Genomic DNA, 14,135 nt, shown 5'->3' with positions numbered 1-14,135 from the left:
CTAACGGGAAGAGGGATCGAATTGGGGGGAATGTTCAACCGTCTGCTCCGGGTCGCGCCCGGGGAGTGGCCCAAGCTCGCCGGGTTCGGCCTGCTCGGCTTCCTGCTGCAGATGGGTCTGGGCATCGGCTTCAGCGCGGGCGATGCGGCGTTCCTCGCCCATGCCGGGGCCGACCGGCTCGCGCTGATCTTCATGCTCACGCCGGCCGTGATGCTGCTCTACACCGCGCTCTTCTCCTATCTGATGGTGCGCTTCTCGATCGATCGCGTCGTCGACGCGACCATCGGCCTGCTCGTGCTCGGCGGGGTCGGCGGCTTCGTGCTGTTGGGGCTGCAGCTGTCGCCGGCGTGGCAGCTGCCTGTCTATATCGGGCTGAAGCTGTACCTCGCGATGTGGTATATCGCGCTTTATTCGCTGTTCTGGAACTATACCGACGCCTATTTTCATATCCAGGACGGCAAGCGCCTGTTCCCTCTCCTTGCCGCCGCCACGGCGCTCGGCACCACCTGCGGCGCATTGATCGTCAGCGAGTTGGCCAGGATCGTTCCGCTACGCGACTTCTTCCTGGGCTGGGCAGTGATCGGGCTCGTCACCTTCCCCGTCGCACTGCGCCTGCGCAGGCGATGGAGCCGGATCGCCGACAGCGAACTGGCCGACAGCGACGACGGCGTCGCCAGCCAGATCGGCGCCGTGGTGCGCACCTTCCGCACCTCGCGCTACACGCTGGTCCTGACGCTTGTCCTGTTCGTCACGCTGCTGATGACCAACCTCGCCGAGTTCCAATATTCCAGCGTGTTCCAGCAGAACCGCAGCGAGGCCGAACTGGCGAGCCTGCTCGGCACGCTCTACGCCATCGCCAACATCTTCAACGTCATCATATGCCTGTTCGTGTTCAACCGGCTGGTGGGGCGGATCGGCGTGCGCAACGTCGCGCTGATCATGCCGCTGTCCTATTTCGCGGCGTTCGGGTTTCTCTTCGTGACCGGCTCGTTCGAAGGCGCGCTCGCAGCCTTCTTCGCCTATCACGGAATCCTCACCTCGATCGAATACAACAACCAGAACATGCTGTTCAACGCCGTGCCCTCGGCGACCAAGCGGCCGGTACGCACCATCGTCGAGGGCATGGCCGAGCCATTGGCGAGCTTCGCCGCCGGCGGCTTCCTGTTCTTCGCGGCCGCCCGGACCGATATCCGCGACCTGTCCGGCATCGGCGTGATCCTGGGAGTCGTGCTGCTGCTTGTGGTGATCGTCCTGCGCCAGGTCTATCCGCAGGCGATGGCGCGCAACATGCAGGCGATGCTGCTCGACTTCGGACAGAAGCGCGGCGCGCGGGCGGAGCCGATGCAGGGTGAAGTGCCGCCGGCCGACCTGCTGCTCCAGCAATTGAAGTCCGATGATCGCGGCACGCGCGAGCAGGCGGTCCGCCAGCTCGCCGCAACGCGTGATATCGATGCCGTTCCGCACATTCTGGCCGCGGCCAGCTGGCTCAGCCCCAGCGAACGACACAATATCGGGCATATGCTGATCGAATGGGGGGAGAGCGCCATACCCCGGCTGGCAGCCGTCATGGCCGATCCGAAGCAATATTATCAAGCCCGGTCGCTCGCGGGGCGAGCGCTGGCCCGGCTGTCCTATCCGCTGTTCGTAGCACGGCTGGGTGCGCTGGTGCGCGAGGAGCTGGATCTCGCCCAGCCGCGCTTCGCATTGGCTGAAGCGCTCGAGGCGCAGCCGGATCAGACGCGGGCGATGCGCATGCTCGCCCGACTCCAGCGCGAGCGGATCGGGCAGGCCACCGACTTCGCCCTCGAGTTGCTGGCACTGGGTGGGCGGCTGCCCGATTTCGACCTGCTGGTGGTTTCGCTTCATTCGCAGAATGCGAAGGTGCGCGCCAACGCGATCGAGGCCATCGAAAACGGCGTCGACCGCTCCACCTTCCTGTTGCTGAAGGGCCTGATCGAACCGCGGCAACAGGGTAAAAGCTCACGCGCCGAACTGCTCGCGATGGTTGAGGCAGGCCTCACCCATCCCAACCTGCTCGATGCGGCCGGGGCCGCGCAGACCCTGCGCGACATGGTGCCGGCGGAGGATCTCGGATCGCGGTTGCGGGCGATGCTGCGTCCTGGCGCAACCAAGGCCTGGCGTCAGCTGATCGGCTCGCTGCTCGAACTCGAAGGGGCGAGACCCTATACGCTGGTCGACCTGATCGAGGCGGTTGCGGAGATACCCCGATTCGCGCCGGCATCGATCGAGGTGCACGCGCGCCTCACCGCCTATCTCAAGGCCAGCAGGCCGGCCGGCGCGGCTACGTGCATACATGCAGCCGGAGCGCCGCCGATGTGGCTCGCGGAATCCGATGTCCTGGAACTGGCCGGCCGCTACCCCGATCTGGCGCTCTCAATCCTCAAGGCCAGCGACGATCGCGCTTATGCGGCCTGAAGGCATCCCCATCCAGACTCTGCTGCTGCGGGTGTTCCTGCCGGCGGTGGCGGTCGTCGCGCTCGGCCTTGGCTTGCTGAGCTACAACCGGCTCTACGATACGATCCTCGACGGGTTCGATCGCAAGCTGATCACCACCAGCGCGCTTACCGCCGCCATGATAGACGGGCGCGATCATGACCGCCTGATCGCCATCGCCCGGACCGAGCCGGACAACGACGCAGCCGAGCGCAGCCCCGAATATCTGCGCGCGGTGGTGCCGATGCGGCGTATCCGCGACGAGCTGGACATCACTTATCTTTATACGCAGGTGCTGGGTGGCAAGAAGGACATCATCTACGTCCTCGACAGCACCGAGGGCGATGAGCATTCGCAGATCGGTTCGGAAGACGACCTGCCGAAGGAAACCCTCGCCGGGATCCGCCGCGCGCAGACGCGCGGCAGCATCCATCTCTCTCCGATCGAATATCAGGAACAATGGGGGCTGCTGAAGACCGCCGCCGCGCCCTTGCGCGACGCCAATGGCCGCATCGTCGCGACCGCGGGCGCGGACGTCAACGTGTCGCTGATCCGCATCGCGACGCAGAACGCGCTGTTCACCAGCGTCGTCATCGGCATGGCCTCGCTGCTCGCCTGCACCCTCGTCATCCTGTTGATCGTGCGCAGCATCGCCCAACCGCTCGACCGCCTCCGCCAGGAAGCGCTGCGCATTGCGGGCGGCGACCATCGGCCGCTCGCCGCCTTTGCCGCGCCCAGCGATATCGCCAGCCTGCGCGATGCGCTCGCCGAAAGCACGTCGGCGATGACGAGCACCCTCGCCGAAGCCCGCGGCCGGGCGCTCGCGGCCCGCCAGGAGGCGGGCGTGGCTGCGCTGGCCGCGGAACTCGCGATATTGGCGGCGGGCGCACCACTGAACTTCGAGGGCTCCGCCGACGACGCCGACGCGATGCTGCGTCGCGCGGCGGCCGCGCACCTCGCAGATCGAGCCGCCGCCGATCCGGCCCTCGCCGCCGACATCGAATCGCATGGACCGCTGTTGAGGTTGAGCGCGGGCGAGCGTGCGATGGCGCGGCTCGCCCGCGGCCGAACGCTGGTTATCGGGGAGTCGGCATGATCGAGGCGCTGCAATTGCTGCCCGGATTCGCGAGGCTCGATGCCGACGCGCTGCAGGTCATCATCTCGCGTTCGAACCTTCGGCGTTTTGCGCCAGGACAAACCGTGCTCGCCGCGGGCAAGGTGGCCGATGTCCTGCTCGGCTGCATCGATGGCGAACTGGTCGGAGCGGGCGGCACGGCCGCGCCGCCGGTATTCGACGCGCCCGGCCTCCTCTTCGGGCTTGAGGCGCGCCAGGAATATCGCGCGGGCAGCAGCGGGCTCGCTGCGCTGGCGGTGCCGAAGCCTTATGTCTTCACCATTGCGCGTGAATTTCCGGAGTTCATCGTGGCCCTGATCGGCCTGGGCGAAGCGACGCCATGAGTGTCCGGATCATCATCGTCCTGCTGGCCTTGCCGCTGTTCCTGCTGCTCGCCGGCGTCAACAGCCTGCTTCTCTACCGCGAAGAGACAAAGGACATGGATGCGGGATTACGCGGGCAGGCGCAGGCGGCGGCAGTGACCGTCGCGGACTTCGCCAAATCCTCCTCCGATCCCTACGTCGACCTTGCCCAGGGAGAGCGGCTGTTCGCGCTGCGCGAGGTCTCCAACAACATCGTCGGGCTCGATTCGCTCTATCTCATCCGGCCCGGCTCTCCCCCGCTCAACCTCATCGCCAAGCCTGTCAGGGTGCCCTATCGCGGTGCTGTACCGTCGACTGTGCATGTGCTCGGCACCTGGCAGCATGATGACGGACACAGGGTGATCACAGCGCTGGCGCCCGTCGGCAGAGGCGCGATGGTCGTCGCCGACGTCGATGCGGAGCCGCTCGCCCGTCGCACCTTCCATCTCAAGCGCCTATCCATTGCGCTGATCGGCGGATCGGCGGCGCTGGCGATTCTGTTGGGGCTGATCGTCGCGCGGCGGGTCGCCCGCGAGTTCCGCCGGACACGAGCGATCATCGATGCGCGCGACGGAGTTCTGGCGCAGGACGGGCTCGGCATCCTGGAAGTGCGCGAACTCGGCGATGCCATTCACCTGATCGACAGCAGCGTCGCGGGCGAGTTGCAGCGGATCGGCCGAAGCGCTCCGGCCGATCTCGACGCGGGCATCGCCGCCGTCCATGCCCGGCACTTTCCCGATATTTCCACATTGTGCGGCGGCCTCGCCATCGCTGTCCGGACGCCGCACCGATCGCCTGCGGGGTGTTTCCATATCGTCCAGCCCCACGCGAGCGGCTGCAGGATCGCGATCGGCGAGGTGGCCGGCACACCGGCGCAGGCGCTCGCTTCGGCGATCGCGCTGCGCGACTATGTCGCGGCGGGCCCCGTCGGCAACTTCGAACAACGGCTAGAGCGCGCGGCACGCGCCCATGGCGTCCAGAAGCTGATGTCGGTCGACTGGCGCACTGTCGACGAACATCCGCCGCTGGCGCTTCATGAGGACGCTGGCGCCGCCGCGACCTATGCGCGGCGCAACCCCGACCTGGACCCGGCCGCGCTCGCGGACGATCTGGCTATCCTGTTCCCTGATGCAGGCGTCATCGTGACGGCGAAGCCAGCGCACTCCCTTTCGCGGGACGCGGAACTCGCTTCAGGATGACGACTTGGCCAACGCTGCGTCGACATCGCTCTCGATAGCAAAGATCTTCGAAAAGCCGCTGATGTCGAACACCTCGTGAACCGCAGGCGAGAGGCCGGTGATGAACAGCTTGTTACCGGCCGCCCTGGCCGCCTTCGCGCCTATCAGAAGCACGCGCAGCCCGGCAGAGCTGACATAGGGCACTTCCGCGAGATCGAGGATCACCGCCTTTTGCTCGCGCGTGCGTGCCGGAAGCACCGCTTCGAGCGCGCCTGCGGTGCTGCTGTCGAGGCGGCCTGACGCAGAAATGACGAGTGCGCCGTCGCGGCTATTTTCACTGATGTCCATCGATGGAAAATCTCTTATGGTGCCCCGGCCTGTCCGGCGTCGCTGCATATCAGGAGTGGGTGTCGATATACCACAGGATTGTCGTGGCGCCGTTGGGGGCATTCGCCAGTGGGCGCGGGAGGGCTATGCGCGATGACCGCTGAGTTCGCGCGCACTTTGCCCGCGACATGCGCGGCCGTGCCGGGCTTGCTCGATGCGATCCAGGCGTGGCTGGAGGAAGCGGGCGTCCCCATGGCCGAGGGTGCGCGGACGATGATCGCGCTCGACGAGATCCTGAGCAACATCGCCATGCATGGCGGCGGCACCATGGACATATCCCTCACATTGGCCGATCGGACGATTCACGCTGCCATCGCCGACGACGGACCGGCCTTCGATCCGCTGGCGCGGCCGGAGCCCGATACGGCCGCCAGCCTCGAAGATCGCGACATAGGTGGGCTCGGCATCCACCTCGTCCGCGAGATGATGGACGACGTGTCATATGCGCATTCCGGCGGCCAGAACCGGCTGACATTCCGCAAGACTTTCTAGCGGTTCGAGGGTAGATGCGAGCCATTGCGAGGGGGAAAGCAATGACGTCTGCGCCGAACGGGGCAACGGCTCGGCAGAAGGAAGATGAAGCGGTCGAGGTGGTACGCGTCGACGCGTGTCGCGGGCTTGGCGTGCGCGCCCGCAAGGGGTTCAGCGCCGGCAAGACGCTGCATCTTTTCGCGGGCATCGTCAGTGATCGGATCTGTCAGCACAGCCTTCAGGTCGATGCCGTCCGTCATCTCAGCGACACGCGCTATATCGGCTATCTGAGTCATGGCTGCGATCCCAATTGCCGTCTCGACATGACGGCTTTTGCGCTTGTTGCGCTGAAGAATATCGCACCCGGCGATATCCTCACGATCGACTATGCCGCCACCGAGGACAGGCTTCACCGCCAGTTCGCGTGCAAATGCGGGGCTGCTTCGTGCCGCGGCTGGATCACCGGGCGCAGCGAACAGCCCGATGCCGCGGGCCGCGCATGGCTTGCGAGGCGCAATGACCGCTGATTGGTGGTGGGCGCGCGACGATCTGCGCTATGACGATGGCAGGCTGATCTTCGCGGGGAAGGATGTCGAGGCGCTGGCGCGGCAGCATGATCGCCCGCTCTTCCTCTACAGCGGCGCCCGCATCCGCGCCAATGTCGCTCGGCTTCGCACGGCACTGGCGCAATCGGGATGCGACCATCGCCTCTATTACGCGATGAAATGCAACCGTTTCGCGCCGCTGCTGCGCATGCTGGCGGCAGGGCAGGACATCGGCGTCGATATCTGCTCGCCCAATGAAATGGATCACGCCCTAGCCTGCGGATTCGCGGCGGAACAGATCAGCTATACCGGCGCCGGTATCTCCAACCGCGATCTCGACCGGCTGCTCGCCCAGCCAGCGATGCACATCAACTGCGATTCTCTCAGCCAGATACGCCGTATCGGCGAACGCGCACCGGGCCGCGCCATTGGCATCCGCATCAATCCCGGTCTAGGCACCGGCTATGACGACGATGCGCGGCTAACCTATTCCGGCACGCGCACCACCAAGTTCGGCATTTATCGCGAGCAATGGGCCGAGGCTATCGCGCTCACCGCGCAGTACCGGCTTGTCGTCACCACCATCCATTTCCATGTCGGCTGCGGTTATCTGTCGCAACAGCTGGATGCCTGGGACGCCGCCGTCGCCGTAGCGACGACGTTCCTCGGTGACCTGCCCGACCTGACGACCGTCAATATCGGCGGCGGGCTTGGCCTTCCGCACCGCGCCGGTGAGGCGCGGCTCGATCTCGATCGCTGGTCCGCCATCGTCGCGCGCCATTTCGGCGGGCGGGGCCTGACCATCGCGATCGAGCCGGGCGATTATATCGTCAAGGACGCCGGCATGCTGCTGCTGTCGGTGACGAGCGTCGAGCACAAGCGCGACACAGTTTTCGTGTCGGTCGACGGTGGCTTCAACCTCGCGCCCGAACCGGCACATTATGGCCTGCCCTGTGAACCCGTCATGTGCCGGCTGCGCGAAACCGACCAGAGCAAGTGGCAGAGGGTGACCATCGCCGGCAACATCAACGAGGCGCTCGACCTGTGGATCGAAGACCATGCGATGCCGCCGCTGGTCGAAGAGGACCGCATCGCGCTGATCAACGCGGGCGGCTATGGTTCGGCAATGAGCTCCAACCACTGCATGCGCGGGGAGTTCGTCGAGGCGATGATCTAGGCTGAACCGGCTTAGAGGCTGGTCTGGGGTTCGATTTCAGCTTGGCCTTCGATACGCCATTTCGACTCAATGGCTACTCAGGATGGGCGGTCTAACCTGAGTAGAACAGCTCTACGCTTCCGGTTCCGATTTCAGCCGAGGCCCAGGCGGCGCGCTGAGTAAGCGCGCCTCCAGATCGGCCGCGCTGACCGGCTCCGCCAGCAGGAAGCCCTGCAGGGCGTCGCACCCTATGCTCGTCAGGAAGAGCCGCTGCTGCTCCGTCTCGACTCCCTCCGCGGTCGTCGACAAGCCGCTCACCCGCGCCAGATCGACGATCGCCTGGATCACCGGGCTGCCGCCTTGCCCGAGCTGGATGGTCGAGACGAAACTCCGGTCGATCTTGATGCGGTCGATCTCGAAACCGCGCAGATGCTTGAACGAGGAATATCCGGTGCCGAAGTCGTCGAGGGCGATGCGCACGCCGATATCGCGCAACCAACCAAGGTTGCGGCGGCATTTTTCGCTGCTTTCGAGAAAACTGGTCTCGGCGATCTCGAGCTCGAGCCGGCTCGGCGACAGCCGCGCCCGCTTGATGATCGTATAGATCCGCTCCGCCAGCGTCGGATTGCGCAGCTGCACCGCCGACAGGTTGACCGAGATCATTCCAGCGGGCCAGCGCGCGGCGGCGGTGCACGCCTGTTCGAGCACCCACTCGTTGAGCGTCTCGATCAGCCCGCACTCTTCCGCGGTCGGGAGGAACTGCTCGGGCAACATCGCACCGCGCAGGGGATGGTCCCATCGGATGAGCGCCTCTGCGCCGATCATCTCGCCGGATCGGGCACCGAAATAGGACTGGTAGACGACCTTGAGGCCCTCGCCGGCGCGCATCGCTTCGCGCAGTTCGGCCTCGATCTCGTGGCGCTCGCGGATTCGATCGCCCATCTCCGGCGCGAAAAAGCTGTGGCGCCGGCGGCCGGTCAGCTTGGCGTCATAAAGGGCGATGTCCGCCTTGCGGACCAGCTCGACCGGATCGTGGCCGTCCCGCGGCGCTACCGCGATACCGATGCTGGCGCCGATCAGCACCTCGCCATCGCCGAGGTCGATCGGGCGGGCCAGCGCCCGATGGATGCTTTGGGCGAGTTGCTCGGCCGATGACGCCGCATCGTCGGCAACATGGATGATCGCAAATTCGTCACCGCCCAACCTGGCTACCACATCGCCGGGCGCGAGATCGAGCAAGACCTGCGCCATTGCGCGGATCAGCATGTCTCCGGTGGGGTGGCCGAGATGATCGTTCACATTCTTGAAATGATCGAGATCGACATAGAGCAGGGCGAGCGAACGACCGGTGAGATCGAGTTGGGCCAGTCCGCGGCCAAGGCGCTTGTCGAACAGGGCGCGGTTGGCCAGGCCGGTCAGCGGGTCATGGTTGGCAAGATGCTGGGCATGCGATTTCGCCGCGCTGAGCTGCAGCGTGCGATGGCTTATCCGATGCAGCAGCCACGCAACGATCACGAATACGAACAGCAGCGCGACGATCAGGGCTGGTGCCACCTCACCGAGCATGGCCGTCCCGGGACGGAACGGCTCCCACACGAAATATCCGAGCAGATTGCCATTTCGGGCGCGCAGCGGAACCTGCCTGTATGCAGAGCTGTCGGGAGGCAGTCTGGCGAAGTGACCATAGGCGAGCTCGTAACGCCGGGCCAGGTTTGCGGCGAAGCTGCGGTCGAGATAGCGGATACTGACGTGGAGATATTCGCTGCCCGGCTTCAGCACGATATCATCGGTCTCGGGAACGATCGGCTTCACGCTGATCATCGCCGGATGGCCGTGAACCGTGCCCAGGTCGCTGGCGCCTGGGCTCAGCACGGTTGCATCATTCCCCGTGTCGGCGCCGCTAAGCATTTTGCCGCGTAGTTCGGAAATCAGGGGGGTTACGGTGGTGCCGATGGATTTCGCATAGACCGAAGCGACCTCGCGCCGCCCGGAACGCATGGCATAGATGACCCGATCGGCGCCATCGACGATGAACACCTCGTCATGCCCGTAATAGGTGTGAAACCAGATCCCGAGGTTGCGGTCGATCCAATCGTCGTTGCGCACCGGCGCGTTCATCTGTTCGACGGCATCGTTCCAGACGGTCGATGCCTCCTGGTCGTGCTCTATCGCGCGAAAATTCTGCTCGATAACCGTCGCGATAAGATGTTGCTGCCGGTCGATCGACAATTCATCGGCTTTGCCGGCGGCGATCAGAATGAACGCGGCCAGCAGGCCGCCGAGAAGCGCGACGGTCAGGAGCGTACGAAGGACGATCTGGACAAGGAACGTCTCGCGCCATTCGAATGCCGCCGAACGGTAATCGCGTGATAAGAACTGTGTCAGCACGGTTCCGAAACCATGCATAGCGACGTCAGCAAAATTGTAGCCCCCTTCGACGACCTTCTAACGCGGATCGGGCGGGTTGGCCAATGCAACTATCTGTCCGGGAGCGGGACAGTCTCGCAGACGCGGCTTAGACCCGATCCCGTTCAGGTCGAACCGGATTGGGTCCAGTTTGCCGTGGTTTTCCGTGATTTTCGAGCCGCCAGGTGACTCCACCTGACTTGAAATCACTCTAGCTCGCGCGGCCGCTCAATGCCTCATCGATCGCCACCGCCTCGCGCTCCAGCATTGCAGCGATTGCGCTAAGCCGCTCGCGCTCTTCCTCATCCGCTGTGTTATGCGCAAGAAGACGTGCCTTTGCCGCTTCTCGGCGCAGTTTCGCGGCGCTTCCATTCGATGTGTCGACCATGGCGATCACTTGGCCTGTCCGGAGATCTCATCGGTGTGGAGGTGACTCTCCCTCTGCGGCCCGTCCGCTTCATAGCGCAGTATCTCGTTGTGCATGTTTCTCCCCCCTCGCTACAGCACATTCGAACAAACCTGTTAAGCATGTCGCGAACTCGACACAATCGCTGCTTTTTCGTCCGTTTTGGATCTTCTCTCGGCCGCGGCGTCGTTCGCCTGTCATCAGATGTCGCCAAACGCCTGCTTTCGCCCTCGCGTCTGGGAACAGCCATGTCCCTTTTCGAAACAGCCCAGGTGGAACGCACGTCGTCGCCGAAGACGTGTACGTCCCGGAGCGGCACTGATTATAGGCCGCTAAACTGATGAGCAACTCCCATCCACCCAGCTTCGCCCACATCGCTGGCCTAGGCAACCAAGGGGCGCGCGACCGAATTCGTGTCAGCAAGCGGCAGTACGAGATTGCAGGCAATGCCGTCGGGCGAAAAGATCATTTTTACTTCGGCCTTCAGTTGATAGGGCAAACTCCGCTCGATCAGCTCAAGTCCAAATCCTCGGCGCAGAGGTTTCTCATCCGGCATCACGACTCCGCTTTCGCGCCACTCCAGCGACAGGCACGGGCTCTCTTCGCCTTCCATCCGCCATCGGACCGCGAGGCGGCCAGAGGGCGTGGCGAACGCGCCGTGCTTCAGGGCGTTGGTGGTCAACTCATGCACGGCCAGCGCCAGCGGTTGAACGGCGCTAGCCGCTAGTTCGACCGGCGGCCCATCGAGGACGACCCGCGGCTCGTCAGGCTCGATCCCGTGCGCCGCGATCTCCGCACGCAGAAGGTCGCGGATTCCGATTGCCGACCCCTGCGAGAGGAAACTCTGGACGCGCGACAGCGCCCCCAGCCGGCTGTTGAACCTTTCGGAGAAGTCGTTGAGCGTGGCGCTGCCCGCCAATGTCTGAGCGGCGAGCGAGCGAACCACGCCGAGCAGGTTGCGTGTCCGGTGCTGGAGTTCGGCGATGAGCAGCTCCTGCAGCTCCTGAGACCGCTTGAGATCGTCGATGTCGGTCCCAGCCCCGAACCAGGCGGTAACCTCGCCATCGCTGTCGAGCACCGGCTGCACACGCACCAAGAAAAAACGGTACACGCCATCGCTACGACGGAAGCGGCTTTCAAAGATGACGGGCTGTTTGCTCCGAAGCCCGGCTTCAAAAGTGCCCCGGGATACCTCGAGATCATCGGGATGCAAGATGCTCCACCCGCCATCCGGGACCATCACGACGGGCGACCCGCAATAGTTTATCCAGGCCTGATTGGACCAGAGCGGGGTTCCATCGGGTTCGGCGCGCCAGAGCATGTCGGGGACGAGATTGGCTACTGCTTCGAAGTGAGCACGGCTGGCCCGCAATGCCTCTTCCATCTGCTTGCGCTCCGTGGTGTCCTGGAAATAGACGGACAGCCCGCCATCGTCACGCGGGTAGATCCGCGCCGATATCCATCGTCGTTCCGATGAGCTGAAATACTCAAGATCCTGCTGCTCTCGCTCCGCCATCGCCCGTTGCAGAAGGGCGAATTGAGGTGCCAGTTCGGCCCTTCTTTCTGGGGGAATAAAGTCACCCAGCCGCCGCCCCATCATGGTTTCGGGAGTCTGGCCCACCCGCTCCGCAGCCAGGGCATTGACATAGGTGATCCGCCATTCGGCGTCGACGGAATAGAATGCGTCGCCGATGCTTTCGAGGACCATGTTCCGCTCGGCCTGTGCGGCGGCCAATGCGGCCTCGGCTTGCTTGCGCTCGGTGATGTCGCGACCGGTACCGTAGACAAGCTCCTCACCCGCAAGATAGGCGCCGTGCCACTCGGTCCAGAAATGGCTGCCGTCCTTGCGGATCATCCGATGTTCCAACCAGACGGTCGTCTTGCCCGCCCCCAGCGCTGCCGCTACCGCCGCCGCGGCGCCATCACGGTCGTCTGGATGGATGAGCTCGAGAAATGGCCGCTGCAACAGCTCGGCCTCGCTCCAGCCCAACATGCGGCAGGCGGCCGGATTGACGCGCGTGATCATTCCATCGCGCAAATCGGACACCATGAGCAGATCGGGGCAGAGCTCGAAAAAGCGAATAAGATTGTGCATCTGAAATGCACCTTTCTACAGGAAGATGCCTGTCTATCAGCCGCGCTTAGCTGCCGCCAGAGCCGAAAGGGCCAATGTGTCTAGCACGGCAATTGGGGACTTTTCGGCGTCGGCCAAGGTCGCCCGGACGACTTAATAGCAAGCGCGGGGGACGTCTGGCGCGACTGCGCTCCGGCCAGGTTTCCCTACCCATTCGGCCGTTCAGGCGAACGAGAGGCGCTCAATCAAAGGTGAAGGGAATACGGAGACTCGTCCGCAGATCGGAGGCATCATCGGTCAGGCCATACTCGACCGACCAGTTGATCGTGGTGCGTTCGGTCAAGCGGTAGCTGATCCCGAACAGGAAACGGCCGGCCTGGAGACTGCGGGTTTTGGCGACGATCGGATCGCCTACAGTAGGAACGCCGTTGTGGATGCTGATCGGTCGAATCGTGCTCTTCGTCGGGAAAATCCAGCTATGCGCATAGGCGAAGCTGATCGAGGTCCGTTCGTTGAGCGCCAGGCCGATTCCGCCGGTGAAATTGGGTCCGGAGCCTGGTTCGACCCGATCGATCTGCGCATCGCTGATGCGCTCGCCGATGTCCCTGCCGAAGTTGAGATTATAGCCGAGCACAGCGAACAGCGTCGCCGGATCGCTGGGTATGAGCACGGTCACGCTGGGTGCCACACCCCAGAAGCCGAAGCCCGTTGCCGCCCTGGTGGCATTGCCGAGCCCGTCGCGCGGCAGCTTGTACGGGCTCGTTCCGGTCGGCGCGATGACCTGGAGGTTGGCAGTCAGGAACGGCCAGCCCCCGGTGCCATTGGTCAATTGGTAGCGCGCCAGAAACTCGACATCCCCGATCCCCGATCCTTCGGCCGATTGATTGATCGTGCCTGTGCCCGACTGAGGCGGATTCTGGACCAGCGGGACGAGGACGGAGGCATCGTTGCGATAAACCCATGGTACCTTGAGGCCGATTTCGAGGCGATTGGTCACGCCATAGCGCGCCACGCCTGCCACGGTCACCAAATCCTGCCGGCTCTCATTGATGTCGAACACGCCGACCAGCACCGACTGTGGAACCTCGATCCCCCGGAACACGAAGCGATTGCGGTCCACGCGCGCATATTCGAGGGTCGGCTCGATCGTTATCCTGCCGGCCCTGGTCAGCACGCTGCCCTGTTCGGCGAGCACCGCGACCTCTTGTGCCCGCCGGCGCTCGACCGGCTTGACGCCCACACTGGAAACGGCCTCCCCGCGCTGTGGTATGGGTGGGGGCGGTGCTTCGGCCACTGAGCCGGACGGGGTCAACTGCGAGCCAGGCACACCGGCGGCGCGCATCTTGTCCAGCAGCGCGTCCCCAAGATCGAGAAGGCGTCTTTCCTGCGCATCGAGCATCAGGCGTTGTTCCTGGATGTTCTGGCGCTCGGCCTCGATCTGCTTCTGAAGCCTGACGAGTTCGGGCACGTCAGGCGGAAGGCCGTTCGGCGCCGATGTGCGCCCCCCGGCCTCTGCCTGGTTGGCCAGCACCGCGATCAGCAGCGCCGCGCCTGTCGGAAGCCCTCTCATCGATGTCTCCCC

At 64.4% G+C, this 14,135-nt stretch carries 12 protein-coding genes; 7 read left to right on the top strand and 5 right to left on the bottom strand.

Annotation, left to right across the window (positions count from 1 at the left end):
* The first annotated feature begins 30 nt into the window (after positions 1–30).
* Genes AAC645_RS16455 through AAC645_RS16440 form a run of 4 tightly spaced genes read left to right on the top strand, consistent with a single transcriptional unit; the run spans position 31 to position 5,129 of the window.
* Positions 31–2,436 (top strand): MFS transporter, encoded by a 2,406-nt coding sequence (locus tag AAC645_RS16455; protein ID WP_340317589.1) that lies wholly within the window; start codon positions 31–33, stop codon positions 2,434–2,436.
* Positions 2,426–3,550, top strand: coding sequence for a methyl-accepting chemotaxis protein (locus tag AAC645_RS16450; protein ID WP_340317588.1), 1,125 nt, complete (start codon positions 2,426–2,428; stop codon positions 3,548–3,550). Before AAC645_RS16455 ends, AAC645_RS16450 begins: the two co-directional genes overlap by 11 nt.
* A complete protein-coding gene (locus AAC645_RS16445; RefSeq protein WP_340317587.1) occupies positions 3,547–3,912 on the top strand; it encodes a Crp/Fnr family transcriptional regulator in 366 nt (121 codons plus the stop codon). The genes AAC645_RS16450 and AAC645_RS16445 overlap by 4 nt, the downstream gene beginning before the upstream one ends.
* Positions 3,909–5,129, top strand: a complete 1,221-nt coding sequence (locus tag AAC645_RS16440) for a hypothetical protein (protein WP_340317586.1) — start codon at positions 3,909–3,911, stop codon at positions 5,127–5,129. The genes AAC645_RS16445 and AAC645_RS16440 overlap by 4 nt, the downstream gene beginning before the upstream one ends.
* Here AAC645_RS16440 and AAC645_RS16435 read toward each other — a convergent pair.
* Positions 5,121–5,456 (bottom strand): STAS domain-containing protein, encoded by a 336-nt coding sequence (locus AAC645_RS16435; RefSeq protein WP_340317584.1) that lies wholly within the window; start codon positions 5,454–5,456, stop codon positions 5,121–5,123. The two genes, AAC645_RS16440 and AAC645_RS16435, sit on opposite strands and share 9 nt — an antisense overlap.
* Positions 5,457–5,588: 132 nt before the next feature.
* On the opposite strand from AAC645_RS16435, the gene AAC645_RS16430 reads away from it, so the two are divergent.
* From AAC645_RS16430 to AAC645_RS16420, 3 genes are read left to right on the top strand one after another with little or no spacing between them, the layout of a single operon-like run.
* Positions 5,589–5,987, top strand: a complete 399-nt coding sequence (locus AAC645_RS16430) for an ATP-binding protein (RefSeq protein ID WP_340317582.1) — start codon at positions 5,589–5,591, stop codon at positions 5,985–5,987.
* A gap of 41 nt (positions 5,988–6,028) precedes the next feature.
* Positions 6,029–6,493 (top strand): SET domain-containing protein-lysine N-methyltransferase, encoded by a 465-nt coding sequence (locus tag AAC645_RS16425; protein ID WP_340317581.1) that lies wholly within the window; start codon positions 6,029–6,031, stop codon positions 6,491–6,493.
* Entirely contained in the window at positions 6,483–7,688 is a 1,206-nt protein-coding gene (locus tag AAC645_RS16420; RefSeq protein WP_340317580.1) for a diaminopimelate decarboxylase, read from the top strand. Before AAC645_RS16425 ends, AAC645_RS16420 begins: the two co-directional genes overlap by 11 nt.
* 111 nt (positions 7,689–7,799) lie before the next feature.
* Here AAC645_RS16420 and AAC645_RS16415 read toward each other — a convergent pair whose 3' ends face one another.
* The 4 genes from AAC645_RS16415 to AAC645_RS16400 all read right to left on the bottom strand — a co-directional run bounded on the left by AAC645_RS16415 (position 7,800) and on the right by AAC645_RS16400 (position 14,123).
* Complete coding sequence (locus tag AAC645_RS16415) at positions 7,800–10,055, bottom strand: putative bifunctional diguanylate cyclase/phosphodiesterase (protein ID WP_340317578.1); 2,256 nt, start codon at positions 10,053–10,055, stop codon at positions 7,800–7,802.
* Positions 10,056–10,284: 229 nt separating this feature from the next.
* Positions 10,285–10,470 (bottom strand): hypothetical protein, encoded by a 186-nt coding sequence (locus AAC645_RS16410; protein WP_340317576.1) that lies wholly within the window; start codon positions 10,468–10,470, stop codon positions 10,285–10,287.
* A 391-nt stretch (positions 10,471–10,861) separates the two neighbouring features.
* A complete protein-coding gene (locus AAC645_RS16405) occupies positions 10,862–12,574 on the bottom strand; it encodes a PAS domain S-box protein (RefSeq protein ID WP_340317575.1) in 1,713 nt (570 codons plus the stop codon).
* 220 nt (positions 12,575–12,794) lie between these two features.
* Positions 12,795–14,123, bottom strand: a complete 1,329-nt coding sequence (locus AAC645_RS16400; RefSeq protein WP_340317573.1) for a transporter family protein — start codon at positions 14,121–14,123, stop codon at positions 12,795–12,797.
* Positions 14,124–14,135 lie beyond the last annotated feature (12 nt).

It is taken from the genome of Rhizorhabdus argentea (assembly GCF_037861105.1).
Taxonomy (GTDB): Bacteria; Pseudomonadota; Alphaproteobacteria; order Sphingomonadales; family Sphingomonadaceae; genus Rhizorhabdus; species Rhizorhabdus argentea.
Note: the sequence above shows the minus strand (reverse complement) of the source record. Positions and strands in the feature narration are given on the sequence as shown.